26 protein-coding genes, 1 pseudogene and 1 riboswitch are annotated in these 23,262 nt (G+C 35.1%); of the genes and pseudogenes, 25 read left to right on the forward strand and 2 right to left on the reverse strand.

All coding sequences use genetic code 11. From position 1 onward, the window contains the following. The first annotated feature begins 97 nt into the window (after positions 1-97). From AC1EJ5_RS00710 to thiE, 23 genes and pseudogenes are all read left to right on the forward strand, one after another. Positions 98-1,852 carry an ABC transporter ATP-binding protein gene (locus AC1EJ5_RS00710; RefSeq protein ID WP_479813932.1) on the forward strand — a complete coding sequence of 585 codons (1,755 nt, stop codon included), beginning with the start codon at positions 98-100 and terminating at the stop codon, positions 1,850-1,852. Continuing rightward, positions 1,836-3,557 carry an ABC transporter ATP-binding protein gene (locus AC1EJ5_RS00715; protein WP_479813934.1) on the forward strand — a complete coding sequence of 574 codons (1,722 nt, stop codon included), beginning with the start codon at positions 1,836-1,838 and terminating at the stop codon, positions 3,555-3,557. Before AC1EJ5_RS00710 ends, AC1EJ5_RS00715 begins: the two co-directional genes overlap by 17 nt. Before the next feature lie 11 nt (positions 3,558-3,568). Continuing rightward, entirely contained in the window at positions 3,569-4,912 is a 1,344-nt protein-coding gene (locus tag AC1EJ5_RS00720) for an MATE family efflux transporter (RefSeq protein ID WP_479813999.1), read from the forward strand. Between the two features lie 59 nt (positions 4,913-4,971). Further along, positions 4,972-5,556, forward strand: coding sequence for an MptD family putative ECF transporter S component (locus AC1EJ5_RS00725; RefSeq protein WP_049690828.1), 585 nt, complete (start codon positions 4,972-4,974; stop codon positions 5,554-5,556). Then, entirely contained in the window at positions 5,556-6,251 is a 696-nt protein-coding gene (locus tag AC1EJ5_RS00730; RefSeq protein ID WP_479813936.1) for an energy-coupling factor transporter transmembrane component T family protein, read from the forward strand. Before AC1EJ5_RS00725 ends, AC1EJ5_RS00730 begins: the two co-directional genes overlap by 1 nt. Then, on the forward strand, positions 6,239-7,603 hold the full coding sequence (locus AC1EJ5_RS00735; RefSeq protein WP_479813938.1) for an ABC transporter ATP-binding protein: 1,365 nt from the start codon (positions 6,239-6,241) through the stop codon (positions 7,601-7,603). Before AC1EJ5_RS00730 ends, AC1EJ5_RS00735 begins: the two co-directional genes overlap by 13 nt. Positions 7,604-8,239: 636 nt before the next feature. Then, positions 8,240-9,067, forward strand: a complete 828-nt coding sequence (locus AC1EJ5_RS00740; RefSeq protein ID WP_479813940.1) for a class I SAM-dependent methyltransferase — start codon at positions 8,240-8,242, stop codon at positions 9,065-9,067. Positions 9,068-9,118: 51 nt separating this feature from the next. Further along, positions 9,119-9,745, forward strand: coding sequence for an L-2-amino-thiazoline-4-carboxylic acid hydrolase (locus AC1EJ5_RS00745; RefSeq protein WP_479813942.1), 627 nt, complete (start codon positions 9,119-9,121; stop codon positions 9,743-9,745). Positions 9,746-9,766: 21 nt separating this feature from the next. Further along, positions 9,767-9,883: pseudogene (locus tag AC1EJ5_RS00750) on the forward strand (alpha/beta fold hydrolase); the annotation flags it as partial. A gap of 13 nt (positions 9,884-9,896) precedes the next feature. Further along, on the forward strand, positions 9,897-10,403 hold the full coding sequence (locus AC1EJ5_RS00755) for a hypothetical protein (protein ID WP_479813944.1): 507 nt from the start codon (positions 9,897-9,899) through the stop codon (positions 10,401-10,403). An 812-nt stretch (positions 10,404-11,215) separates the two neighbouring features. Further along, entirely contained in the window at positions 11,216-11,482 is a 267-nt protein-coding gene (locus AC1EJ5_RS00760) for an HPr family phosphocarrier protein (protein ID WP_223418115.1), read from the forward strand. Between the two features lie 134 nt (positions 11,483-11,616). Continuing rightward, positions 11,617-12,348 (forward strand): Fe-S cluster assembly ATPase SufC, encoded by a 732-nt coding sequence (gene sufC / locus AC1EJ5_RS00765; protein ID WP_223418114.1) that lies wholly within the window; start codon positions 11,617-11,619, stop codon positions 12,346-12,348. A gap of 1 nt (position 12,349) precedes the next feature. Next, positions 12,350-13,762, forward strand: a complete 1,413-nt coding sequence (gene sufB, locus AC1EJ5_RS00770) for a Fe-S cluster assembly protein SufB (RefSeq protein ID WP_223418113.1) — start codon at positions 12,350-12,352, stop codon at positions 13,760-13,762. After that, entirely contained in the window at positions 13,762-14,805 is a 1,044-nt protein-coding gene (locus tag AC1EJ5_RS00775) for a SufB/SufD family protein (protein ID WP_479813947.1), read from the forward strand. Before sufB ends, AC1EJ5_RS00775 begins: the two co-directional genes overlap by 1 nt. A 1-nt stretch (position 14,806) precedes the next feature. Continuing rightward, entirely contained in the window at positions 14,807-16,027 is a 1,221-nt protein-coding gene (locus AC1EJ5_RS00780; RefSeq protein WP_479813949.1) for an aminotransferase class V-fold PLP-dependent enzyme, read from the forward strand. After that, on the forward strand, positions 16,027-16,458 hold the full coding sequence (sufU, locus tag AC1EJ5_RS00785) for a Fe-S cluster assembly sulfur transfer protein SufU (protein ID WP_308749521.1): 432 nt from the start codon (positions 16,027-16,029) through the stop codon (positions 16,456-16,458). Before AC1EJ5_RS00780 ends, sufU begins: the two co-directional genes overlap by 1 nt. Beyond that, the gene (locus tag AC1EJ5_RS00790) at positions 16,445-16,627 is read left to right on the forward strand and encodes a hypothetical protein (RefSeq protein WP_308749520.1); all 183 of its coding nucleotides are present in this window, start codon (positions 16,445-16,447) and stop codon (positions 16,625-16,627) included. The genes sufU and AC1EJ5_RS00790 overlap by 14 nt, the downstream gene beginning before the upstream one ends. A 78-nt stretch (positions 16,628-16,705) precedes the next feature. Next, positions 16,706-16,801: riboswitch (TPP riboswitch) on the forward strand. 148 nt (positions 16,802-16,949) lie between these two features. Continuing rightward, positions 16,950-17,147 carry a sulfur carrier protein ThiS gene (gene thiS / locus AC1EJ5_RS00795; protein ID WP_308749519.1) on the forward strand — a complete coding sequence of 66 codons (198 nt, stop codon included), beginning with the start codon at positions 16,950-16,952 and terminating at the stop codon, positions 17,145-17,147. A gap of 1 nt (position 17,148) precedes the next feature. Then, entirely contained in the window at positions 17,149-17,754 is a 606-nt protein-coding gene (gene thiF, locus AC1EJ5_RS00800) for a sulfur carrier protein ThiS adenylyltransferase ThiF (protein WP_308749518.1), read from the forward strand. Next, positions 17,744-18,514, forward strand: a complete 771-nt coding sequence (locus tag AC1EJ5_RS00805) for a thiazole synthase (protein WP_223418106.1) — start codon at positions 17,744-17,746, stop codon at positions 18,512-18,514. The genes thiF and AC1EJ5_RS00805 overlap by 11 nt, the downstream gene beginning before the upstream one ends. Before the next feature lies 1 nt (position 18,515). After that, positions 18,516-19,673 carry a 2-iminoacetate synthase ThiH gene (thiH, locus tag AC1EJ5_RS00810; protein WP_223420680.1) on the forward strand — a complete coding sequence of 386 codons (1,158 nt, stop codon included), beginning with the start codon at positions 18,516-18,518 and terminating at the stop codon, positions 19,671-19,673. 51 nt (positions 19,674-19,724) lie between these two features. Next, positions 19,725-20,546, forward strand: coding sequence for a hydroxyethylthiazole kinase (gene thiM, locus AC1EJ5_RS00815; protein ID WP_223418105.1), 822 nt, complete (start codon positions 19,725-19,727; stop codon positions 20,544-20,546). Further along, on the forward strand, positions 20,543-21,157 hold the full coding sequence (gene thiE / locus AC1EJ5_RS00820) for a thiamine phosphate synthase (protein ID WP_311486764.1): 615 nt from the start codon (positions 20,543-20,545) through the stop codon (positions 21,155-21,157). The genes thiM and thiE overlap by 4 nt, the downstream gene beginning before the upstream one ends. Positions 21,158-21,363: 206 nt before the next feature. Here the strand turns inward: thiE and AC1EJ5_RS00825 are convergent, their stop codons facing one another. After that, positions 21,364-21,609: a hypothetical protein gene (locus AC1EJ5_RS00825; protein WP_223418101.1), complete on the reverse strand. Its 246-nt coding sequence runs from the start codon at positions 21,607-21,609 to the stop codon at positions 21,364-21,366. Beyond that, complete coding sequence (locus tag AC1EJ5_RS00830) at positions 21,606-22,094, reverse strand: dihydrofolate reductase (protein ID WP_479813952.1); 489 nt, start codon at positions 22,092-22,094, stop codon at positions 21,606-21,608. The genes AC1EJ5_RS00825 and AC1EJ5_RS00830 overlap by 4 nt, the downstream gene beginning before the upstream one ends. A 60-nt stretch (positions 22,095-22,154) precedes the next feature. Between AC1EJ5_RS00830 and AC1EJ5_RS00835 the strand changes: the two genes are divergently transcribed. Continuing rightward, a complete protein-coding gene (locus AC1EJ5_RS00835) occupies positions 22,155-22,718 on the forward strand; it encodes a chromate transporter (RefSeq protein ID WP_479813954.1) in 564 nt (187 codons plus the stop codon). Next, complete coding sequence (locus tag AC1EJ5_RS00840; protein WP_479813956.1) at positions 22,708-23,262, forward strand: chromate transporter; 555 nt, start codon at positions 22,708-22,710, stop codon at positions 23,260-23,262. Before AC1EJ5_RS00835 ends, AC1EJ5_RS00840 begins: the two co-directional genes overlap by 11 nt.

The following is a 23,262-nucleotide window of genomic DNA, read 5'->3' on the forward strand; positions in this document are numbered from 1 at the left end:
GTAATTATAACCGATGTATAATAGAAAAGCAATGATAATTATTATCAATTACGCAAATTTATATCTAAAAGGAATACCAAAGAAAGGAGATATCATTATGAAGATTTATAAAAAACTATTTGCTTATGTGGAAGATAAAAAATATCTCGGCTTTTTAGCTATAGTTTTTTCTGCTATATCTGCTCTACTTACAGTATATGGATATTATTTAATCTACAAATTTCTAGATAAGTTAATAATTAATTCAAATTTATCCGGTGCAGATAGCATAGCATTAAAATCTGTTGTTACACTAACAAGTGGAGCAATATTTTATTTTGTCTCAGGACTGTTTTCACATATATTGGGATTTAGGCTTGAAACAAATTTAAGAAAGAGGGGGATTGATGGCTTAGAGAAAGCAAGTTTTAGGTTCTTTGACTTAAATCCCTCTGGTCAGATAAGAAAGATCATAGATGATAATGCAGCACAAACTCATCAGGTTGTAGCTCACATGATTCCAGATAGCTCTCAGGCAATAGTTACACCCGTACTTGTCCTTGTACTTGGCTTTATAGTAAGTATAAGGGTTGGTATAACTTTGCTTGCTCTTACTATAATTGGCGGCTTAATTTTAGGGGCGATGATGGGCGAGCAAGAATTTATGAAGATATACCAAGAGGCCCTATCTAAACTAAGTGCTGAAACTGTTGAGTATGTGAGAGGAATGCAAGTTGTAAAAATATTTAAAGCAAATGTAGAGTCTTTTAAAAGCTTTTATAAGGCGATAAAAGATTACTCAAAGTATGCTTATGATTATTCCCTATCTTGTAAAAAGCCTTATGTTTTATATCAATGGTTATTTTTTGGACTGATTGCAATTTTAATTATTCCTATAGTTTATTTTATGACAAGCTTAGGTAGCGCAAAGGTGATTTTACTTGAGCTTATCATGATTATATTTTTATCAGGAGTTCTCTTTGTTTCATTCACGAGAATAATGTGGTACTCCATGTATATTTCTCAAGGGAATTATGCAGTAGATACTTTAGAAGCGCTTTACAAAGATATGCAAAAAGACAAATTGGTCCATGGTAATGTCAATAATTTTAAAAACTATAATATAGACTTTGACAATGTAAGCTTTGCTTATAATGATAAAGCTGTTATTGAAAATTTATCCTTTAAATTAGAAGAAGGAAAGTCCTATGCACTAGTCGGTTCATCGGGATCAGGCAAATCGACTGTAGCAAAACTTATATCGGGTTTTTACAATGTTAATGAAGGAAGCATAAAGATAGGCGGCGTAGCAATAAGTGAATATTCTGATGAAGCCTTAATTAAAGCCGTTTCCTTTGTTTTTCAAGATTCAAAATTATTCAAGAAGAGCATTTATGATAATGTTGCTTTAGCTAATAAAGATGCGACGAAAGATGACGTTATGAGAGCCTTAAAATTAGCAGGATGTGATTTAATATTAGACAAATTCCCAGAAAGAGAAAATACAATCATAGGCTCAAAAGGAGTTTATTTATCCGGTGGAGAAAAACAAAGAATTGCAATTGCTAGAGCAATTTTAAAGGATTCCAAAATTATTATTATGGATGAAGCATCAGCATCTATTGACCCAGATAACGAGTTTGAATTGCAAAAAGCTTTCAAAAATCTTATGAAGGATAAAACAGTTATCATGATTGCACACAGACTATCTACAATTAAAGACCTTGATGAAATTATTGTTATGGATAGTGGAAAAATTATAGAAAGAGGGTCTGACAAAGAATTAATGTCAAAAGATACAAGGTATAAGAGCCTGCAAGAGATGTTTAACAGTGCGAATGAATGGAGGGTTTCAAATGAAAGAGTTTTATAAAAAAAGATTTGCTCTTACAGATAAAGGAGCAAGAAATTTAAGTAAAGCAACACTGGCTACATTTTTCGTTTATTGTACAAACATGCTTCCTGCCATATTACTTATGATTTTTGCTCAGGAAGTTTTGGAAAATATGGGCAAAAGCAATGGCTTTTATATAGTATTCTCAGTTTTGACTTTGATAGCAATGTATATTTTGCTTTCTATCGAATACGATAAATTATATAACACAACCTATCAAGAAAGTGCAGATTTAAGAATAAGGACAGCGGAGAATTTATCAAAATTACCTCTATCTTACTTTTCTAAACATGACATTTCCGACATTTCACAAACAATCATGGCTGATATTGCAGGCATAGAGCATGCAATGAGCCACGCAATACCAAAGGTGGGCGGCATGGTACTGTTTTTCCCATTAATGTCTGTAATGATGCTAGCGGGCAATGTCAAGATGGGTTTAGCTGTAATTATTCCATCTATTTTAAGCTTTATATTTATACCTTTATCTAAAAAATATCAGGTTAATAGACAGAATAGACATTATGATGTCTTAAGAAAAAACTCAGAAAGCTTTCAAGAAAATATCGAAATGCAAATGGAGATTAAAGCATATAATTTATCGAAGGATATTAAAGATGATTTATATAAAAAAATGGAAGATAGTGAGAGAGTACACTTAAAGTACGAAGTAACTACAATTTTAACTTTGTCTATATCTTCAATATTTAGCTTTATATCTCTTGCTGTTGTGATATTTGTCGGCGTAAATCTAATTATTAATAAAGAGATAAATTCTCTCTACCTTATAGGATATTTACTAGCTGCTATGAAGATAAAAGACGCTCTAGATGCATCTAAAGCGGGCTTGATGGAAATATTTTATTTAACGCCAAAAATTGAAAGATTAAAAGAAATTCAAAATCAAGATTTACAAGAAGGCGATGACTATAGCTTAAAAAAATTTGATATTGATCTAAAAGATGTTGAGTTTGCTTACAATAAAGACGCAAAAGTTTTAAATGGTGTAAGTTTTAAAGCTAAGCAGGGAGAGGTTACTGCTTTGGTAGGTGCAAGCGGATGTGGTAAAACAACTATCTTGAAACTTATATCAAGACTTTATGATTACGACGAGGGACAAATCTTAATCGATGGCAAAGATATAAAAGAAATATCAACAGAATCCCTTTTTGATAAGGTGTCTATTGTTTTCCAAGATGTAGTTCTCTTTAATCAAAGCGTTATGGAAAATATTAGACTTGGTAAGCAAAATGCAAGTGACGAAGAAGTCAAAAGAGCAGCAAAACTTGCAAACTGCACAGATTTTATAGAAAAGATGGATAAGGGTTTCGATACAGTTATTGGTGAGAACGGTGCTGAGCTATCAGGAGGAGAAAGACAAAGGTTATCAATAGCCAGAGCCTTCTTAAAAGATGCACCGATATTGATTTTAGATGAGATAGCAGCAAGCCTTGATGTTGACAACGAGAAAAAAATTCAAGAGTCATTAAATAACTTAGTTAAAGATAAAACTGTCGTCATCATTTCACACAGAATGAAATCAATAGAAAATGCAGACAAGATAGTAGTTCTTGAAAACGGAAAAGTAGAAAGCGAAGGCAAACATGAAGAGCTTTTACAAAAATCAAAAGTTTACAAGAATTTAATAGAAAAAACAAAAATGGCAGAAGAATTTATATATTGAAAGAACTAAAAATGAATCAAAACATGAAAGAACAGTTGTTGACCAAGAAGCCATTGTCTTTAATGTTTCAATTATCTATACCAGCAGTAATTGGCATGGTGGTTATAGGTCTATATCCACTTATGGATGGAATATTTGCTGGACAAATAATTGGTGAGAATGCTATGGCGGCTTGCTCAATAGCTATGCCACTTACATTTTTTAATAATGGGATTGCAACGCTTATAGGGATAGGTTCGGCATCAATTTTATCAAGAGCCATGGGAAAGAGTGATAAAGATACTATAGACAAGCTTATGGGAAATCTTATCTATTGGATTATATTTTTTTCAACGATCATAACAATAGGAGGAATACTTCTAGGACCATATTTTTTAGATTTAATTGGAGCAACAGGAGAAATAAAGGCATTAGGCATAAGGTATTTAAGAATAATATTTCTAGGCTCAAATTTTGTAAACTTTACCCAGTCAGCCAATATGGTTATGCGTGGTGAAGGACTTATGAAAAGAGCAATGAGTATCATGGGACTTGGTGCCTTTATCAATATAGCTCTTGATCCAATACTAATGAAATTAATGGGTGATTATGCCATTGAGGGAGCAGCTATAGCAACTGTAACAGCACAAATAATTCAAGCGGTTATTACTCTTTATTATTTTAAGAGTAAAAGTGAAAATGTAAAAATAAAGAAAATAAAAAAAGAAAAAGATATATCAAAGGAAATGTTTGGAGTAGGAGTATCAGCTATGATCATGCAAGTATTTTTCATGGTTCAACAAACATTGCTTTATAGACAAGCTTTTAGATATGGAGGAGATCCAAATGCAATATTAATGTCTGCAACTTTGAGATTTTATGGATTTTCATTTATACCAATTTGGGGAATGAGTCAGGCATTACAGCCGATTATTGGTACAAACTTTGGAGCAAAACAATACGATAGAGTAAAGGAAACTATGAAGATATTTTCTATAGGAGGAACAGTACTTGCGGCAATTTTTTGGTTACCAGCACAAGTATTTTCAAAACAGTTACTTGGTTTATTTAAAGTAAGTCAGGATATAATTTCAAGTGGGGTTAATAATTTCAGAATGTTCTATTCAGTATTTATTCTTTATGGAATTATGATTATGACAATAACTTTTTTCCAAGCGATAGGGGATGGAAAAAAAGCTGGAATGATTGTAATGTTAAGACAGCTAATACTACTTGTTCCAGCCTTACTTATATTACCAAGAGTATTTGGAGCAGCGGCTGTTTGGTGGACAGAACCAGTTGTAGATTTTACTATGATAATGGTAGGTTTAGCAATGCAAGCAAAGGCTCTTTCAAATATGAATGTAAATGATTAAAAATAAAATAAAAAGAAAAATAAAAATGACAGAAGAATTTATTTATTAGGAGGTTTAAATTGGATAATAAAAAATTAAAAGTCAAAGATTTAGTAAGTATCGGTGTTTTTGCCGTAATTTATTTCGTCTTGATGTTTGGTGTTGGCATGATGGGCATGATCCCAATATTGTTTTTAGTTTACCCAACAGTTTTAGCCATAGTTGCAGGAACTGTAGTTATGTTATTTATGGCTAAGGTTCAAAAACCATGGGCATTATTTATATTCGGTATGATATCACCACTTGTTATGTTTGCATGTGGTCATACCTACGTCCTTGTAGTTTTATCGCTTATAGTAATGATAATAGCAGAATTAATTAGAAAGATTGGTAATTATAATTCCTTTAAATACAATATGCTTTCTTATGCAATCTTCAGCACATGGATATGTAGCTCTTTAATGCAAATGCTTTTAGCGAAAGAAAAATATTTGGAAATGTCTATTGAAATGATGGGAAAAGATTATGTTGATGCAATGGAAAAACTAATAACATATCCTCACATGGCCTTAGTAGCCTTAGGTGCTTTTCTAGGAGGAATAATTGGAGCATATATAGGCAAGGCTCTATTGAAAAAACACTTTGAAAAAGCAGGCATTGTATAATGCCTACCTTTTCTTCAAATGTTCCCTTTAATCCCAATCCAATAAGTAAGATATTAGTCGTATTTCTTACAGGCTTAACTGTTGTGCATAGCTTAAACATCCGTTTTGAGCTAGCAATTGCTTGTATTATTGGTATTTTGTTTTATTTAAATGGATACAAAAAAACACTTTTTAAATGGATAATTTTATGCACAATATTATATGCTTTACCTAATTTTATGGTGCTATCTAATATAAATCCAATAATTAAGATGTTTTTAAGCTTATTTATTATCTTCAGAATGTTTTTATTGCCATTTATGGCAGCTAGCTTCATGATAAAGACCTCTGATGTAGGTGCAATAATTTCATCAATGGATAAGCTTAAAATTCCAAAAAATCTTTCCATACCTATTGCAGTTATGTTTAGGTTCTTCCCATCTTTTAAAGAGGAGAAGAAAAATATCAAAATGGCTATGAGAGTAAGGGGTATAAATTTTAAAAATCCAATCAAATATCTTGAATATGTTTCAGTACCACTACTAATTATATCTTCAAACATTGCAGATGACATTGCAAAAGCAGCAGAAACAAAGGCGATAGAAAATCCAATTGCCAAGACTAGATATATTCGAGCAAAGATACAGCTAATTGATTTTGTTTATGTATTAGCAGTTGCTGGACTTATTGTGGGAGGCTTAATATGGTTGAAATAAAAAATTTAAGTCTTGATTATGGCGAAGTGCATATATTGGATGACATATCACTATCAATATCCGAGGGAGAGTGTGTGCTATTTACAGGAAAAAGCGGAAGCGGTAAGTCATCTTTAATAAATTCTATCAACGGCTTAGCTGTAAGGTATGATAACGCAAAGACAAAGGGCGAAATAATTATTGATGGTAAAAATATAAAAGAGTTGGAGCTTTATCAAATCTCAATGCTTGTCTCAACTGTGTTTCAAAATCCTAAGACATATTTCTTTAACATTAATACTACATTAGAGCTGCTATTTTATTTGGAAAACATAGGGCTTACAAGAGAAGAGATGGACAGACGTTTGAATGAGATGCTAGAAGTTTTTCCAATAAAAAATCTATTGAACAGAAATATATTTAATCTATCCGGCGGTGAAAAACAAATTCTTTGCATTGCAGCTTCTTATATAGCAGGCACAAAGATTATTGTAATGGATGAGCCTTCATCGAATTTGGATATTAAAAGCATAAGTGTTTTGACACAAATGCTTAAAATACTAAAAGAAAAAGGCATAAGCATAATTGTAGCAGAGCATAGAATTTATTATTTGATGGATATAGTTGATCGTGTATTTTTGATAGATAAAGGCAAACTTAAAAAAACTTATACTAGAAGTGAATTTTTAAAGCTAGACAAAAATGATTTGAACGCTTTAAGCTTAAGAGATAAAGAATTAAGCAAATTAGAAGTTCCTTATTTAAAAGACGGTGGAGAATATCAGATAAAAAATCTTAGCTACAAATTTACTGATGATGACTATTTAAGTTTAACAGACATCTCATTTAAGCTTGGAAAAATTTATGGCATAATAGGATCCAACGGACGAGGGAAGTCAACGCTTTTGAGATGCTTAATAGGTCTTGAGAAAAAATCAAAAGAAGAAATTTATTTTAAAGGAGAAAAACTATCCAAGAAAGAAAGGCTGAAAAAATCTTCACTTGTTATGCAAGACGTAAATCATCAATTATTTACAGATGAAGTATTCAAAGAACTTAGCCTAGGAGTAAAGAATTTTGATGAAGAAAAGGCAAAAATCATTTTAAAAGATTTAGGCTTAGACGAATTTAGAGAAAGGCATCCAATGAGTTTATCAGGAGGACAAAAGCAAAGACTTGCAATAGCATCTCTTATGTGTAAGGATTCTCCATTTGTCTATTACGATGAACCTACAAGTGGTATGGATTATTCCAATATGATGAAAATATCGGAATTAATCAAAAAATATAGAAATAAGGATAAAATAATTTTTATAGTTTCTCATGATATTGAGTTTTTAAATGAAGTAGCAGATGAGATTTTTGAATTGTAAAATAGGGCCTGTTAAATCTGTCTATAGAACTGGGAGATTATTTAAAAATTTAAAAGATATTTAGAACCATTGGTATTCATGAAAGATTTACCTTAATGATTTTTCGTATGGTATTTATACATTTCACGATTCTTATTTACAGTGTTTATATTTTCCGTATTTCTAGTGAAATTCTTTATTTACTTACTATAATTAGAGAGATGAGAGATAAGTATCGGCAGTCTTCGGGCTGTCTTTTTTTGCGTATTTGAACCCAGTAAATCATACGATTGAAAGGAAACTGTGTTATATGGTATAATCAAATTGATAATCAATATCGTTTAATTAAAAGAAGGTGTTTATTTGTGACTTTATACAAGTGTATCTTAATTGGTCTTTTGGGTTCATACTTGATGTTTTGGGAGACATGGCCTTATATTATGATCCTAATGATTATGGTGGCAAGCACCTGTATTTCTTTTAATTCTCACTCCCCTTGCTGACAGGTTGCCAAAGGGATTACATATGATTATTCGCGGAGGATGGTTTAACTTAATATATTTTGTCTACTACTTATCTTTATTGATAAACTAAACAAATATGAATTTATAAGTTTATAAATCAGGAATTGCATTTATTATTTACAGGAGAAACTTTATGAAACAATTAAATTATATAGATAGCAAGAATAAAAAAGCTGACTACAAGAACTGGGTTCCTGAAAGTTTGTTAAGGAATTTAATACTTGCAAGCCTTATGGCTTTCGTTCTATTTATAGTGCTTGGCCTCAGTGATTTTGTATTTAGTGGAAGAACTCGTCTAATATGTGCCCTTATTCTTGGGCTTGCAACGTTGATACTTATTTTCTTTGCAAGCTGGATTAGATTTTTATATAGGGCTTTTGATTACAACGGGAAAAGAAAGCTTGCCAAAGTCATAATAGAGGGGACTGCCGACTATGTAAAGATCCCAGATGGTGGCGTGGGTTTAGATGTAGGATGTGGTAGCGGTGCACTTACAATTGCTTGCGCAAAGAAAAATCCAAAAGCGACCATGGTGGGCTGCGACATATGGAGTGGGACATATAAAAGTGAATTTTCTAAAAAACTCTGTGAAGACAATGCAAAATTAGAGGGACTAGCAAATGTGAAATTTGAAGAAGGAAATGCAGTGAATCTCCCTTTTGAAGATGAAAGTTTTGATGCAGTGACAAGCAACTATGTTTATCACAATATTGCAGGGCAAAACAAACAAAAACTTTTACTAGAAACTTTTCGTGTACTTAAAAAAGGTGGAGTCTTTGTTATTCATGATTTGATGAGCAAGTCAAGATACGGAGATATGAATAAATTTATCGAACAGCTTAAAAAAGATGGCTACGAAGATGTTCAATTAATTGACACAACAAAGGGTCTTTTTATGGGTCACAAAGAAGCTTTATTTTTAGGACTTTACGGCTCAAGTCTTCTTATTGGTAGAAAATAACGTTGTATATAAATTGCTAAAAAAATTTAGAAAGTTGATGGGGTTAGCAAGATGAAATACAAAGGTTTTTATTTCTTATTATTTAAAGGTCCAATGAAGAAAGTTCTAATAGAAAGGTATGATAAAGCATATGCATCAGAAATTATTAAGAAGAGTAAAAAAATTTATCGAAAATTAATAGAAGAGGCAGATGATATCGGCGATGACAATCCAATGGCATACAATGAGATGTTCGCCCTTGTCTTTGTTGCTCCATACATAGCAAGTGAGAAAAAAATTCCACCAGAAACAATTCAAGAAATGATGCGTCGCTCTCTTTATTCTGTCAAATGGTATTTTTCTTTAATAAACCTCAATACTAAGATAGGAAAAGAGGCCAATAAGAAAAATGTTCTTAAGTACTACAAGTGGTATACAGAGGAAAAAGAAAAGCTCTATCCAACTTCTTTTAAGGTTGACTTTGAAGGTCAACCTTATGAGGGTGCTTGTTATTATAGGATTACTCGTTGTCCCATTTGTGCATATACAAAGAAGCTCGGGGTAGATGAATTAATGCCCCTATTTTGCGAGCTTGACGATGTAATGATAAGCCTTCAACATGGAGTTTTACATAGAAAAGAAACCATCGCCAAGGGAGGAGACTACTGTGATTACTTCATCCTAGGAGATAAAGAGTAATAGATAATTTATTTTTATTAGAGAGAGTATCTTCCGCAAATGAAGACAGAGGTATTTGAAGTAATGGGCCACGGACAATTTCTCTATGAACATCCCAAAGAATACGCCGAGAAACTAAAAAACTTTTTGGAAAATAAACAAGGAGAATATTATGGATATAACACGAGCAATATTAGATGGGATTGCAATGGCTGCTATCTTTAACGGTGCAGTAGCAGCTTTTGTACTGATTAACCCAAGATTTTTCTTCGATTCTTATCCAAAGGCAATTCAAAATTCGGCTCCAGATAAGATGACAAAAGAAGAGAAAAGAATAAATTTCATACTTACGATTATAATTTCAGGAATCGCATTTATATATGGTGTGACCTCTCTTTTACATACAGGAATAAGAGGACTTAGAGATCTTTTCTGGATGAGTTATATTCAGTGGACAATATTAAACTTAGGAGATTTCTTTTTGTTGGATGTACTTTTGTTCCAAGGAAAGTACAAGGATAGGATAGTCATACCAGGCACAGAAGGACATGATGATTACAAATTTGGAAATTGGATGAAACATTTGGCCATTAAGGAACATTTTATCTTGATGCCATTTTTACTAATTCCAATCGCATCCATAATCCAAGCCTGGCTAGTGGTGTTACTGGGATTATAAAATGAAATTTGAAAGATATGATTAATTTGTGACACACAAGAATCACGAGGAAAATAACTTTAAAAAAAGTGACTGATTTACGATAATAATAAACAAAATTTGGCAAAATCCAAACGAGCCTTGAAAAATCTAGAACTTAGAAAATAATTCTATTATTTACCAAGCGAAGATTTTTAATCGAAGGTTGCGTAAAGAAAACTGATGGCAAGCCCGTCCGGCTCGTTGAGGACTGAGCGATAGCGAGTTATCAGTTTTTAGCAACCTGACGATTAGAAATCAGTTGGGAGTTAAGAAAACTAATACGAAGTCATTCCACTTAATAAAGAGGTTTGCCGTAGGCAAACTTCTCCTTCCGCCCTCCGCATAAGGAGACGCTCGGGGGTGTAACGGTGAGGGGGTACAAGGGGGAGCCCGATGAGGGACAGTTTGCCCAGCGGCCGAGAGCGGCGGAAGGTCCCTTGGGGCTCCCCCTTGAAACGAAGATTCAACAGTAAATAAAATAATTTAATCAAATATAGAATTACTACTATAATGATAATTCGAAGTGATTTTGTAAATAAAATAATTAATAAAAAAATAGAATAAATTAAAAATTAAAAAAATCTTACACAGAATTATTTTAAAAAAACATTCCACCCATGCCATTCCCGCAGGGAAAAAATAAAATTATTATAAATAAAAATAAAAAAATATACATTAATAAATAGCTAATCATAAATATCCTGGATATTTAACCAAAAAATCGTTTGCAAAATTTCAAAATTATAGTAACATCTATTATAAGGTGATAAATATTTGACAAAGGAGGCCCTATGTACGAACAAAAAGTAACACTTTCTAATGAAATTGGTTTGCATGCTAGACCAGCATCAATATTCATAAGACAAGCTGTCCAGTTTCCTTGTGACATAACTGTTGAAAAAGCTGGGAGGAGTTATAATGCTAAGTCTATCATGTCAGTTCTGAGCATGAGTGCTTCTAAAGGCGATGAGATAGTTATTCGAGCAGAAGGTGACGAAGAAGAAGATGCTGTAAAAAGTCTTATCGATTTAGTTGAAAATAAATTGAATGAATATTAGCATAATAATAAATAACGAGCCCTGGCTCGTTTTTTTTATTTTTTCTGGTATGCTGATTAATGCGGGATTATTGATAATCCCTAGCAAAAAGGTATGATTTAAAAAGAGTGAAAAATAGATAAAAGAGGTAGATAATGAGCGATTTATTAAAAATAGAAAATCTCCACGTTTCGGCTGGAGATAAGGATATACTAAAGGGAATAAATTTGACAGTTGGTAAGGGCGAGGTCCACGTTGTTATGGGGGCCAATGGTTCTGGTAAATCAACCCTTATGAACTCAATTATGGCAAATCCTGCCTATACAATCAAGGAAGGAAAGATTTTCTTTGAGGGTGAGGATATCACAGATCTTAGCGTTGATAAGAGGGCTAGACTTGGTATTTTCATGTCCTTCCAACACCCAGATGAGATTCCTGGTGTTAAGCTTTCTGATTTTCTAAGAATTTCTGAAGAGCAAATCACAGGTGATAAGCCAAAAATTTTGGCCTTTAACAAAAAACTTACCAAGGAAATGGAAAATCTTAAGCTAGATTCTTCCTATGCTAATAGGTATGTAAATGTTGGTTTTTCTGGTGGTGAAAGAAAGAAATCAGAAATCCTTCAAATGCAAATGCTAAATCCAAAACTTGCCCTTCTTGATGAGACAGATTCAGGTCTTGACGTTGATGCGGTAAGGATTGTTTCAGAAGGTATTAAAAATTTCCTAGATGGGGAAAAATCAGTAATTTTAATTACCCACCACAGGGAAATTTTATCAAATATCAAGGCTGATTATGTTCATATCCTAAAAGATGGTGTAATCCAAGAAACTGGTGATGATAGCCTAATGGATAAGATTGAAGCTGAAGGCTACGAATGGGTGTAAGATGAAAGAAATTAATATTGAAGAACAATTAAAGGACATAGACCGCGGTTACTATGATTTCTTTAATGAATTTATATATTCAGATATTACAGAAAAGGGCTTGAATGCTGATATTGTAAATGAAATATCTGATAAGAAAAACGAACCAGATTGGATGAGAAAGAGAAGACTTAAATCTCTAGAACTTTTTGAGAAAATCGATAATCCTTCTTGGGGTCCAGACTTATCAGAGCTAGATATGGCTGATATTACAACCTATGTCAAGCCACCAACAGATAAAAAATCCTCTTGGGAGGCCCTACCAGAAGACATCAAGGATACCTTCGATAGACTTGGTATTCCACAAGCTGAGCAAGAATCTCTTGCTGGTGTTGGTGCCCAATACGATAGTGAGGAAGTTTACCACTCTATCCAAAAACACTTATCAGACCAAGGTGTAATTTTCATGGATTTCACATCTGCTATTAGGGAACACGAAGATTTGGTCAAGAAATACTTCCAAAAGGCAATTCCCCCTACACTTCATAAGTATGCAGCCCTCCACGGTGCTGTTTGGTCAGGTGGATCTCTAATTTACGTGCCAGAAGGAGTTAAGGTTGATATTCCGCTCCAATCTTATTACAGGCTAAATGCCCCAGGAGCTGGCCAATTTGAGCATACAATGATTATTGCTGAGGATAATTCTAGAGTTCACTTCATCGAGGGATGTTCTGCGCCAAGATACAACGTGGTTAACCTTCACGCAGGTTCTGTAGAAATCTTTGTCGGCAAAAACGCCGAAGTCAGATTTTCTACTATAGAAAACTGGTCAAGAAATATGTACAACCTAAACACCAAGCGTGCCATTATCCAAGAAGGCGGCAAGATGATTTGGGTATCAGGATCTTTTGGTTCAAAAGTGTCTATGCTTTATCCAACATCAGTTTTAGCTGGTGAGGGAGCAAGTGCTGAGTACACTGGTATCACTTTCGCAGGTGACGGTCAATATATAGACAACGGTTGTTCTATGATCCACCTTGCTCCAAATACCTACTCAACAGCATTAACCAAGTCAATCACAGCAGGAAACGGTAAGTCCATGACCCGTTCTTTAGTTGAAATGAGGAAGAATTCTCAAGGTTCTAGATCAACTGTAGACTGTGAAAACCTCATGATTTCAGAGGAAAGCCAATCAGATACAATTCCAGTTTTAGACATTAGAAATGACGACGTTGACTGTGGCCATGAGGCAAAAATTGGATCTATTGACCAAGGCCAGGTATTTTACCTAATGAGCAGGGGTATTCCAGAAGATGAAGCAAAATCAATGATTGTAAGAGGTTTTGCAGAGCCGATTTCAAAACTTCTACCACTTGAATATGCAGTTGAAATGAACAACTTAATTGATATGGAATTGGAAGGAGCGAACGGCTGATGGCAAGAATAAATGAAATGAGGGCCTTAACTTGGGCCTACCTAGGTCTAAACAAGGCTGATTATGACCTAGTTGAAATTAAAAACCAGCCTTTTTACGGAAATTCTGTAAAAGAAGGCCAGAACCAAGTTCAAACAGCCTTTGCAGGCGAAACTTACGGCCTTTCTCCAGAAATAAATAAGGAAAATAGAGACTTTAGAAACTACTTTTCAAGTTTTGATATAGATAAAAATAGGGAAACTGAATTTATAAACCTAGAAATGAACGACGAAAACAACATCCTTGTATCAAGCATTGAAATTAACGCAAGAGAGAATACTTCTTCTTCATTTTTGGTAAATTTTGCAGACCTTGCTCAGGGAAAGATTTTTATAAATTCTCAAATCCTAGTTAATTTAGAGAAAGATTCTAAGGTGAAACTCGTAGTTGTAGTTGACCTTAAAAACGACTCTACCAACTTAAATTCAATCGCCACAAGACTTGGTGACAGGTCAGAACTTGATATTACTTATATTGAAATCGGGGCTACAAAGTCCATGGTTAATATCAGAAATATCCTAAGAGGCGAAGAGGCCAAAGTCGTAGAAAATGGTGTTTACTTCAAATCAAAGGAAGAATACCTAGACCTAATGACTGTAAATGAGCATTTCGGTATAAATACAGATTCAAATACCCTCTTTAACGGGGCTTTAAAAGATAAGGCTGTTAAAAACTTTAAAGGCATTGTCGACCTAAGACGTGGTTGCACCAAGGCTGACGGCAAGATTGGAGATTATTCAATGATGCTATCAGATAAGGTTATTAACAAGTCTGCTCCTATCCTTCTTAATGAGGAAAAGGAAGTAGCCGGCAAGCACGCAGCAAGCGTGGGTAGGATGAATAAGGAAATGCTATTTTATATCATGAGCCGTGGATTTAGCAAAAAACAAGCAGAATCCATGATGCTTGAGGCAAATTTTGCCCCAGCCCTTGATAAGATCGAAGACGAAGACCTTCGCAAAACCATAGCAGATGAAGTTCACGAGCTAAATAGCAGGAATTAGTATGAATGTAGAAGAAATTAGAAAAGATTTCCCTTATCTTGATGGGGCCAAGGTCGGCAAGGATGTAATCTACCTAGATACAGCCGCCACCAGCCAAAAGCCAAGACAGGTAATCGAAGCAGTTGACAATTATTATAGGTATAAAAACGCCAACCCTCATAGGGGTGCCCACTACCTTTCATGGGTAGCTACAGAAGCCTATGAAAATGGTAGGGAAGTAATTAGAAAATTTATAAATGCAAAGTCTCGAAATGAAATAGTCTACACAAAGACTACAACCGAGGCTATGAACCTCCTTGCCTATTCCTATGGACTAGATAATTTAAAGGCGGGCGATGAGATTTTAATTACAATCTTAGAACACCACGCCAACCTTGTTCCATGGCAAATGGTGGCAAAGGCCACTGGGGCAAAGCTTGTTTATGCCTACTTAAAAGACGATCATTCTCTTGATTATGAAGATTTAAAGTCAAAGATTAATGAGAAAACAAAAATAGTTTCAATAACCGGTGCATCAAATGTGACTGGGGAAATTATTGATGTAAAAAAAATAATTGGCTGGGCAAAAGAAGTAGGAGCAACCACAATCGTTGATGCAGCCCAACTTGTAGCCCACAAAAAAATTGACGTCACAGACTTAGATTGTGATTTCCTTGTATTTTCTGGCCATAAAATCTATGCCCCAATGGGCATTGGTATTCTTTATGGAAAATATGACCTACTTGATAAGATGAAACCTTTTAACTTGGGCGGAGATATGATAGAATATGTCTATGAAGATTATTCAACCTTTGCCAAGGCACCTATAAAATTTGAGGCCGGAACACCAAATGTTGGTGGAGTTATTGGCCTAATAGAAGCTATAAAATATGTGGATCAAATCGGCATGGATAAAATCCACGCCCATGAGATGGAATTAACTCACTATGCCTATGACCTAATCAAGGACATAGAAAATATCAAAATCGTCCATCCGACAAGTGTTGAGGAGGGGGCTCTAATTTCCTTTACTTTCGATGACGTCCACCCACACGACATAGCTTCTATCCTAGATTCTAAGAATGTAGCTGTAAGAAGTGGCCACCATTGCGCCATGCCTCTACACACCTATCTTGGAATCTCATCTACAGCCAGGGCATCTTTTGCGATTTATAATACAAAAGAAGAAGTTGAAATCTTTGCAAAAAGCTTAAGAGAAGTTAGAAAGGTGATGGGACTATAATGGATATGCAAGAAATATACAGTCAGATTATCCTAGATCATTCAAGAAACCAAGCCAATAAGCATGACCTAGAAGACCCTGACATCAAGGAAGACGGCCACAATCCATCTTGTGGTGATGAAATAGTTTTGCAATTAAAACTCGATGGAGATAAGATTGTGGACGCAGCCTTCACAGGCGACGGCTGTGCCATAAGTCAAGCAGCTACATCTGTAATGTGCGATATGCTGGTTGGAAAAACTTTAGATCAGGCTGATAAAATGGCAGACATCTACCAAAGGATGATCAAAAGAGAAGATGTGACAGATGAAGAACTTGAAGAATTAGAAGACGCTATAGCCTTCAAGAACATTCAAAATATGCCACAAAGGGTAAATTGTGCCCTACTTTCTTGGAACACCCTAAGGGCTGTTATTGATGAGAAAAAATAATTTAGACCAATTGGAATTTTATACATCGCTAGCAAGTGCGATTTTAGTCTATGTATTGGCTTATTTACAATACTCTAAAGGCAGTGAAGTCTGGTGGCTAATCTTAATTGCAGCCATCCTAATGACAGCCAATGCCTATGTGAAATACAAAAAAATAAATAATTTATAGGCAATTTTAATATATTGAAAATAAAAGCAAATATTAGTCAAAAATAAAATTGAAATTATTAGGAATTTGCCTTATAATATTAGTAGCTAGGGGTGCTAGTAGCTGAGAGATGAATTCATCAACCCTTTAAACTTGTAGGTTAAGACCTTCGTAAGAAAGCTAGAAAAAGAGTTTAAAGGCCCCTAGGAGGGGTCTTTTTTAATGAAAAATTCCCTCTCCTAGAAGGGCAAAGAAAATTAAGTAAAGATGCTTAGGCACTAAAGGGGCATACCACCTCGGGTATGGTTGTCCTTTTTGTGCCTTTTTTTGAGGGGGTGAGTAAGTGATTAAGGTAAATGACAAGGAGGTTTTCTTCCTTGAGGGGGAAAATCTCAGGGATTTCTTAATAAGAAATGACTACGACCCAGATTTTTTGGCCTGTGAAGTTGACTGCCGATTGGTTAAAAAAGTGGATTTTGATAAATTTATCTTAGAAGATGGGGCAAAAGTGGAAGTTTTTTCCTTTGTTGGCGGGGGTTGATATGAGAAATGAAATTTTAAAAAGACAAGACCCAGAAATTAATGAAATACTCAAAAAAGCAAGTGTTTCAATCTTAGGTTGTGGGGGACTTGGTTCAAATATAGCCATGATCCTTGCCAGGTGTGGGCTTGGAGAAATTTATATCTACGATTACGATAAGGTTGAATTATCGAACCTAAACAGGCAAAACTATGACCAAAAAGATTTGGGAAAATCAAAGGTTTTTCAAACAAAGAAAAAAATTGAGGAAACTATTCCCTGTAACAAAATTTTTGCCGAGGAAGTTCTTATTACAAAAGATAACTTAGCTGAAATTACAGGAAAAACAGATATTTTCATCGAAGCCTTTGACAAAAAAGAGATGAAAAGCATGGTGTTTGAATATTTTTTGGGAAAAGATGATAAAAAATTAATTATGGCATCAGGTCTTTCGGGTCTTGGAGATTTATCTGATATAAAAGTGAAAAAAATAAAAAATATAAGCATGGTTGGGGACTTCAAATCAAGTCCTGAACAAGGTTTATATGCACCTTATATAGGAATTGTAGCAAATTTAGAAGCACTCTTAGCACTTAAAATTATTATAGGAGAAAGAAATGGAAAATAAAGATTATTTAGTACTTGGAGATAAGAAATTTGAGTCAAGGTTTATCCTTGGTTCTGGAAAATATTCGCCAGAATTAATTGATGCAGCTATCAAATCTGCAGGTTCACAAATGATTACTGTTGCTCTAAGAAGAGCAAATACCAAGGATGTAGCAAATATTTTAAATTACATACCAAAAGATGTTACTATCATCCCAAACACCTCAGGTGCAAGAAATGCTGACGAAGCTATTAGAATCTCAAGACTTGCCAGGGAAATGGGTTGTGGAAACTTTGTAAAAATCGAAATAATGAGAGATTCAAAATACCTTTTGCCAGACAATGTTGAAACCCTAAAGGCAACAGAAATTCTTGCCAAAGAAGGCTTTGTAGTTCTTCCATATATGTATCCAGACCTAAATTTTGCTAGGGACTTAAGAGATGCAGGAGCTTCTGCAATCATGCCTCTTGCTAGTCCAATTGGCTCAAACAAGGGACTAGCTACTCGAGATTTTATAAAAATAATAATTGACGAAATAGACCTACCAGTTATTGTCGATGCAGGAATTGGTGTGCCAAGTCATGCTGCAGAAGCTATGGAAATGGGAGCTGCAGCTATTATGGCAAATACAGGTATAGCTTCTGCTAGCGATATAAACTTGATGGCCAAGGCCTTCAAGCTAGGAATTGAAGGTGGAAGGCTAGCTTACCTTGCAAAACCAGGTAGAGTTTTACAATCAGGTGCCGACCCATCTTCACCACTAAGGGACTTTTTTGACTGATATGAATATAGAAAGTGTGCTCGATTATTTTCCAGGAATGGATATAATCGATTCAGACATTAAAGAAAGGGTGAAAAAATCCTACGAAGAAGTAAAAAATATAAAAGTTACCAAGGCTGATGTGGTGGCAAGCCTAGAGTCATCAAGTATTACTCCAAGAGACTTTTATAATCTCCTAAGCGATGAGGCAGGAGAATACCTAGAGGTCATAGCCGATTTGGCAAAGGAGAAAAGAATCAGATATTTTGGCAACAATGTTTGTCTATTTTCTCCAATATATATAGCAAATTATTGCGAAAATTCCTGTAGGTATTGTGGCTTTAGGGCCAAGTCTGATATAAAAAGGGCCAAATTAACCTTTGATGAAATCGAAGCTGAGATGAAGGCTCTTGCCGATACAGGTATTGAAGACGTGTTAATCTTAACTGGGGAATCTAAAAAGTTTTCGTCTATAGAATATATTGCCGAAGCTTGTAAAATTGCTAGCAAGTATTTTAAGGTGATAGGCATCGAGGTTTATCCTGCCAATGTGGATGATTACAAACTTTTAAGACAAGCAGGGGCGGATTTTGTGACAGTTTTCCAAGAAACATACAATCCTGAAACCTACGATTACTACCACCCTTACGGTCACAAGAGGAGTTTTTCCTATAGGTTTGATACCCAGGAAAGGGCCCTCCAGGCTGGTTTTAGGGGAGTTGGTTTTGGAACGCTTTTCGGTCTTGGAGATCCAATAGAAGAAGCCTTTAAACTTGCTATCCACGCAAGCGAAATCCAGAAAAAATACCCTTACGCAGAAATCGCTATTTCTTTGCCAAGAATAAGACCAACCCACGGTGCAGATAATTCACTAAAATTCAACATAGTTGACGATAAAAAGTTTTTCCAAATCATGGCTGCTATTAGGATGTTTTTGCCTTTTGCATCAATCACCCTTTCAACCAGGGAGTCAAAAGATTTTAGAAACCTAGCCGTAAACTATGCTGCGACAAAAATTTCAGCATCTGTTGATACATCAATTGGCCATAGGTCAAAAGAAAGTCAAGATGAGGGTGATGAACAATTTGTAATTGACGATGCAAGGTCAACTGCAGAAACCTTTGAGGACCTAAAGAACCTCGGCATGACCCCAGTATTTACAGACTATATAAACCTATAGGTCGGCTTTTCGAATAAATTAAAAACAATTTCAAAAAAGAAAGGAAGGGCAATGTTTGATTTAGAAAAAATATTAGAGGCCAGGGACAGGTTAAAGGAAAAATCGCCCCTAGTCCATGCCATCACCCATCCAATCGCTATAAATATGGTTGCCAATGTTATTTTATTTATGGGAGCCAAGGCAATTTGTGCAGCCCATCCTCAAGAGGTGGGAGAGATAGTAAAAATGGTTGATTCCCTAAGTATAAATCTAGGAAATATCACGGCAGAAAGGATGGTCGCTATTGATCTGGCAGCTCAGGCTGCAAATGAGAAAAAAATATCTCTAAGTATTGATATGGTAGGAGTTGGAGCATCGACTCTCCGCTATAATTTTGCAATGGATTTACTTGGTAAGTACCATTTTGATTTGATCAAGGGCAATAGTTCAGAAATCAGGGCCCTTGCTAAGGGAAAGTCAAATGCCAGAGGAATTGACGTTGGTAAAGCTGATGAAATTTCTAAAGAAAATATAGAAGAAATTGCCCGAGAAGTAAGAAATCTAGCGAAAAAATACCAAACGACAGTATTAGTCACAGGTAAAACCGACTTGGTCGTGACAAAAGATTCTTTTTACACAGTTGACAATGGAGTTGAGACCTTAAGCAAAATTACCGGCACAGGCTGCATGGTCACAGCAATGATTTCATCTTTTATGGCAGTAACTGACCCGGTTTCGGCTAGCCTTATTGGCCTACTTGTAATGGAAATTGCCGCAGAAAAGGCAGATACAGAAGGTCTTTATACATTTTTTGTAAATTTGATGGACCAAATCGGTCTGATTAGTGATTGCGAAATAAGGGAAAAAGCAAAAGTAAGGGAGATAAAATTTTGAAAAAACTATACATGGTTACAAATTCGGATAAGTATAGCGAGGAAGAATTTTTAGAAAGAATCGAATCTGCCCTCAAAGGCGGGGTAGATATCCTTCAACTGAGGGAAAAAGAAAAGACTGACCTTGAAATCCTAAATCTGGGCAAAAAAGTCAAGGCCCTTTGTGATTCCTACAAGGTACCAATGTTAATTGACGATAAGCCTCACATTGCCTGGGCTTTGGGTCTCGGGGTTCACCTAGGTGCGGACGATATGCCAATAGAGCTTGGCAGAAAACTTTTAGGACCAGAAGCCCTTATAGGGGCTACAGCAAAATCTGTGGAAGCTGCTAAAATAGCCGAAAAGCAAGGGGCTAATTATCTAGGGGTTGGGGCTATTTTTGAAACCAAAACCCACGTCAAAACCAAAAGGACAAGCTTGGAAACCTTAATTGAAATAAAGAAAAATGTAGGAATTGAAGTCTATGCCATAGGCGGCCTGAATTTCGACAACATTGACATCCTAAAAGGCTCAAGCATAGACGGGATCTGCGTTGTAAGAGCTATTATGGATAGCCCAAATGTAGAAGAAGATACAAGGAAATTAAAGGAAAAAATTAATAAAATTCTATAAAATTTCAAAAAAAGACCCGGCATTTTTGCCGGGTCAGATTTTTATCAAGTTATCCTAAATCGCTATTGCGACCTTTTAAAGGATGAAAATTCTCATAAATTGAGACTTTGTTTGTCTTTTAAATTACAAGACTCCATGAGTTTAGAATCCACTTTGTAAGTTCGTCTGGATTTCAAATAAAAAATTAATTTGAAATGAAAATCAAACTATAAAAACTCCACCTCATTTTCCCCAATTACCACAGAAGGCACGCCTGCCCTGTGGGTTTTTCTTACTTCTTCGTAGCCAGGGAGAGTGTCCCTGTATTTTAGAAATAGTTTTAGGCTTGGCATGGAAGAGGTGACATTTACTACATCGTAGTCCTTATATTTCTCGCTTCCGTCTTCAATTTCTCCTAAAATCCCTGCACAATCTGGGCAGAGGTCACTTACAAATAATATTTTATCTTTCATTTTCTTTCCTTTCTTATGTATCTTACAAATTTTATCTTTTTTCCTTCATCATCTATGGGTTCGCTTTCTTCGACGATTTCAAAATCTGAATCCTTATCAAAGTTGTGGAGGTAGGTGTCTGCTGGGCTTTCCTTATCAATTTTTGTGATGATTGCCTCATCAATATTGTCCAGGAAAAGCTCGCAAATTTCTGCTCCACCAATTACAAAGGCTTCCTTGGGGGAATTTTCAACATAGGATAGGATTTCAGAAATGTTATTAAAAACCAAGGCACCCTCTCTTTTTAGATTTATATCCCTAGTCAAAATTAAATTTTCCCTATTTGGAAGGGCCCTTCCCATTGAATCGAAGGTCTTTCTTCCCATTATTACTAGACCACCGGTCGTTGTTTCTTTAAAGTGCTTGAGATCTTTTTTTAAATCGTAAAGCATCTTATTATCCAAACCGATTGCCCAATTTTTATCAACTGCTAGTATTAATTTCATATTCACCTCACCTTACTTATACCCAGAAATATAGTAAGATATAGGTAGAAAGAGAGACTTATGGAAAAGAAAAATAAATTATGGCAAATCTTTAAATCAACTCTCTATCTTTCAGCCTTCACCTTTGGTGGGGGCTATGTGATATTGACCTTGATGAAAGATACCTTTGTAGATAAATTAAAATGGATAGATAAGGAACAAATGCTTGATATGACAGCCATTGCCCAGTCGGCACCGGGAGCTGTTGCTATAAATGCGTCGATAGTTGTGGGCTATGAAACGGGAGGCCTTCCTGGAATGTTTGTTGCGATTTTGGGCACAGCCATCCCACCACTTGTGATAATTTCTGTTATTTCAATGTTTTACGAGGCATTTATATCAAATCATTATATAGCAAGCTTTTTAAAAGGCATGCAGGCAGCTATTGCAGCGCTTATTTTTAAGGTTTCTTATGATATGGCCAAAGACTTACTTAAGGAAAAATCAAAATTTGTTCCGGTAATAATGGTAATCGCTTTTGTTTTAGGATATTTTTTAAAGGTCAACATTGTTTATATAATTGGCGGCCTAATCTTACTTGGCCTAGTAAATTCGCTTATAAAAAGGAGGGGCCATGCTAATTAAATTATTTATAAGTTTTTTAAAAATTGGACTCTTCTCTTTTGGCGGAGGCTATGCAGCCCTTGCCCTAATCCAACAAGAAGTAGTCGTAGAAAACGGCTGGCTTGGTGTTGGAGAATTTAACGACCTAATCACAATAAGCCAGATGACACCAGGGCCAATTGCTCTAAACTCAGCTACCTTTGTAGGCCAAAGAGTAGCGGGTTTTCCAGGCAGTCTTGCTGCCACAATGGGCTGCATTCTCCCATCGGCGATCATAGTTGGGGCCCTTTCATATTTTTATAAAAAATACAAGGACCTGGACTTAATGACTGATGTCTTAAAATTTCTAAGACCTGCAATTGTTGTTATGATCCTAATTGCTGGCCTTGATATACTAAAAACTGCACTTTTTGATGTAAAAGCCATAGAAATAGCAAACCTTGATTTTAAAATGTTGGGTCTTTTTATCGGAGCTTTTATAATCATGCAAAAAAAAGATTACGACCCAATAAAGGTCATGGTCGCAAGCGGGGCTATTTACCTGGCCTTGGGACTGGTGGTGTAA

The organism is Anaerococcus sp. C0059F3, assembly GCF_056590475.1.

Excerpts from the sequence above, each read along its gene's own strand:
- AC1EJ5_RS00710 (WP_479813932.1), top strand. The coding sequence starts at position 98 with ATGAAGATTTATAAAAAACTATTTGCTTATGTGGAAGATAAAAAATAT.
- AC1EJ5_RS00715 (WP_479813934.1), top strand. The coding sequence starts at position 1,836 with ATGAAAGAGTTTTATAAAAAAAGATTTGCTCTTACAGATAAAGGAGCA.
- AC1EJ5_RS00720 (WP_479813999.1), top strand. The coding sequence starts at position 3,569 with ATGAATCAAAACATGAAAGAACAGTTGTTGACCAAGAAGCCATTGTCT.
- AC1EJ5_RS00730 (WP_479813936.1), top strand. The coding sequence starts at position 5,556 with ATGCCTACCTTTTCTTCAAATGTTCCCTTTAATCCCAATCCAATAAGT.
- AC1EJ5_RS00735 (WP_479813938.1), top strand. The coding sequence starts at position 6,239 with ATGGTTGAAATAAAAAATTTAAGTCTTGATTATGGCGAAGTGCATATA.
- AC1EJ5_RS00740 (WP_479813940.1), top strand. The coding sequence starts at position 8,240 with ATGAAACAATTAAATTATATAGATAGCAAGAATAAAAAAGCTGACTAC.
- AC1EJ5_RS00745 (WP_479813942.1), top strand. The coding sequence starts at position 9,119 with ATGAAATACAAAGGTTTTTATTTCTTATTATTTAAAGGTCCAATGAAG.
- AC1EJ5_RS00755 (WP_479813944.1), top strand. The coding sequence starts at position 9,897 with ATGGATATAACACGAGCAATATTAGATGGGATTGCAATGGCTGCTATC.
- AC1EJ5_RS00760 (WP_223418115.1), top strand. The coding sequence starts at position 11,216 with ATGTACGAACAAAAAGTAACACTTTCTAATGAAATTGGTTTGCATGCT.
- sufC (WP_223418114.1), top strand. The coding sequence starts at position 11,617 with ATGAGCGATTTATTAAAAATAGAAAATCTCCACGTTTCGGCTGGAGAT.
- sufB (WP_223418113.1), top strand. The coding sequence starts at position 12,350 with ATGAAAGAAATTAATATTGAAGAACAATTAAAGGACATAGACCGCGGT.
- AC1EJ5_RS00775 (WP_479813947.1), top strand. The coding sequence starts at position 13,762 with ATGGCAAGAATAAATGAAATGAGGGCCTTAACTTGGGCCTACCTAGGT.
- AC1EJ5_RS00780 (WP_479813949.1), top strand. The coding sequence starts at position 14,807 with ATGAATGTAGAAGAAATTAGAAAAGATTTCCCTTATCTTGATGGGGCC.
- sufU (WP_308749521.1), top strand. The coding sequence starts at position 16,027 with ATGGATATGCAAGAAATATACAGTCAGATTATCCTAGATCATTCAAGA.
- AC1EJ5_RS00790 (WP_308749520.1), top strand. The coding sequence starts at position 16,445 with ATGAGAAAAAATAATTTAGACCAATTGGAATTTTATACATCGCTAGCA.
- thiF (WP_308749518.1), top strand. The coding sequence starts at position 17,149 with ATGAGAAATGAAATTTTAAAAAGACAAGACCCAGAAATTAATGAAATA.
- AC1EJ5_RS00805 (WP_223418106.1), top strand. The coding sequence starts at position 17,744 with ATGGAAAATAAAGATTATTTAGTACTTGGAGATAAGAAATTTGAGTCA.
- thiH (WP_223420680.1), top strand. The coding sequence starts at position 18,516 with ATGAATATAGAAAGTGTGCTCGATTATTTTCCAGGAATGGATATAATC.
- thiM (WP_223418105.1), top strand. The coding sequence starts at position 19,725 with ATGTTTGATTTAGAAAAAATATTAGAGGCCAGGGACAGGTTAAAGGAA.
- AC1EJ5_RS00825 (WP_223418101.1), bottom strand. The coding sequence starts at position 21,609 with ATGAAAGATAAAATATTATTTGTAAGTGACCTCTGCCCAGATTGTGCA.
- AC1EJ5_RS00830 (WP_479813952.1), bottom strand. The coding sequence starts at position 22,094 with ATGAAATTAATACTAGCAGTTGATAAAAATTGGGCAATCGGTTTGGAT.
- AC1EJ5_RS00835 (WP_479813954.1), top strand. The coding sequence starts at position 22,155 with ATGGAAAAGAAAAATAAATTATGGCAAATCTTTAAATCAACTCTCTAT.
- AC1EJ5_RS00840 (WP_479813956.1), top strand. The coding sequence starts at position 22,708 with ATGCTAATTAAATTATTTATAAGTTTTTTAAAAATTGGACTCTTCTCT.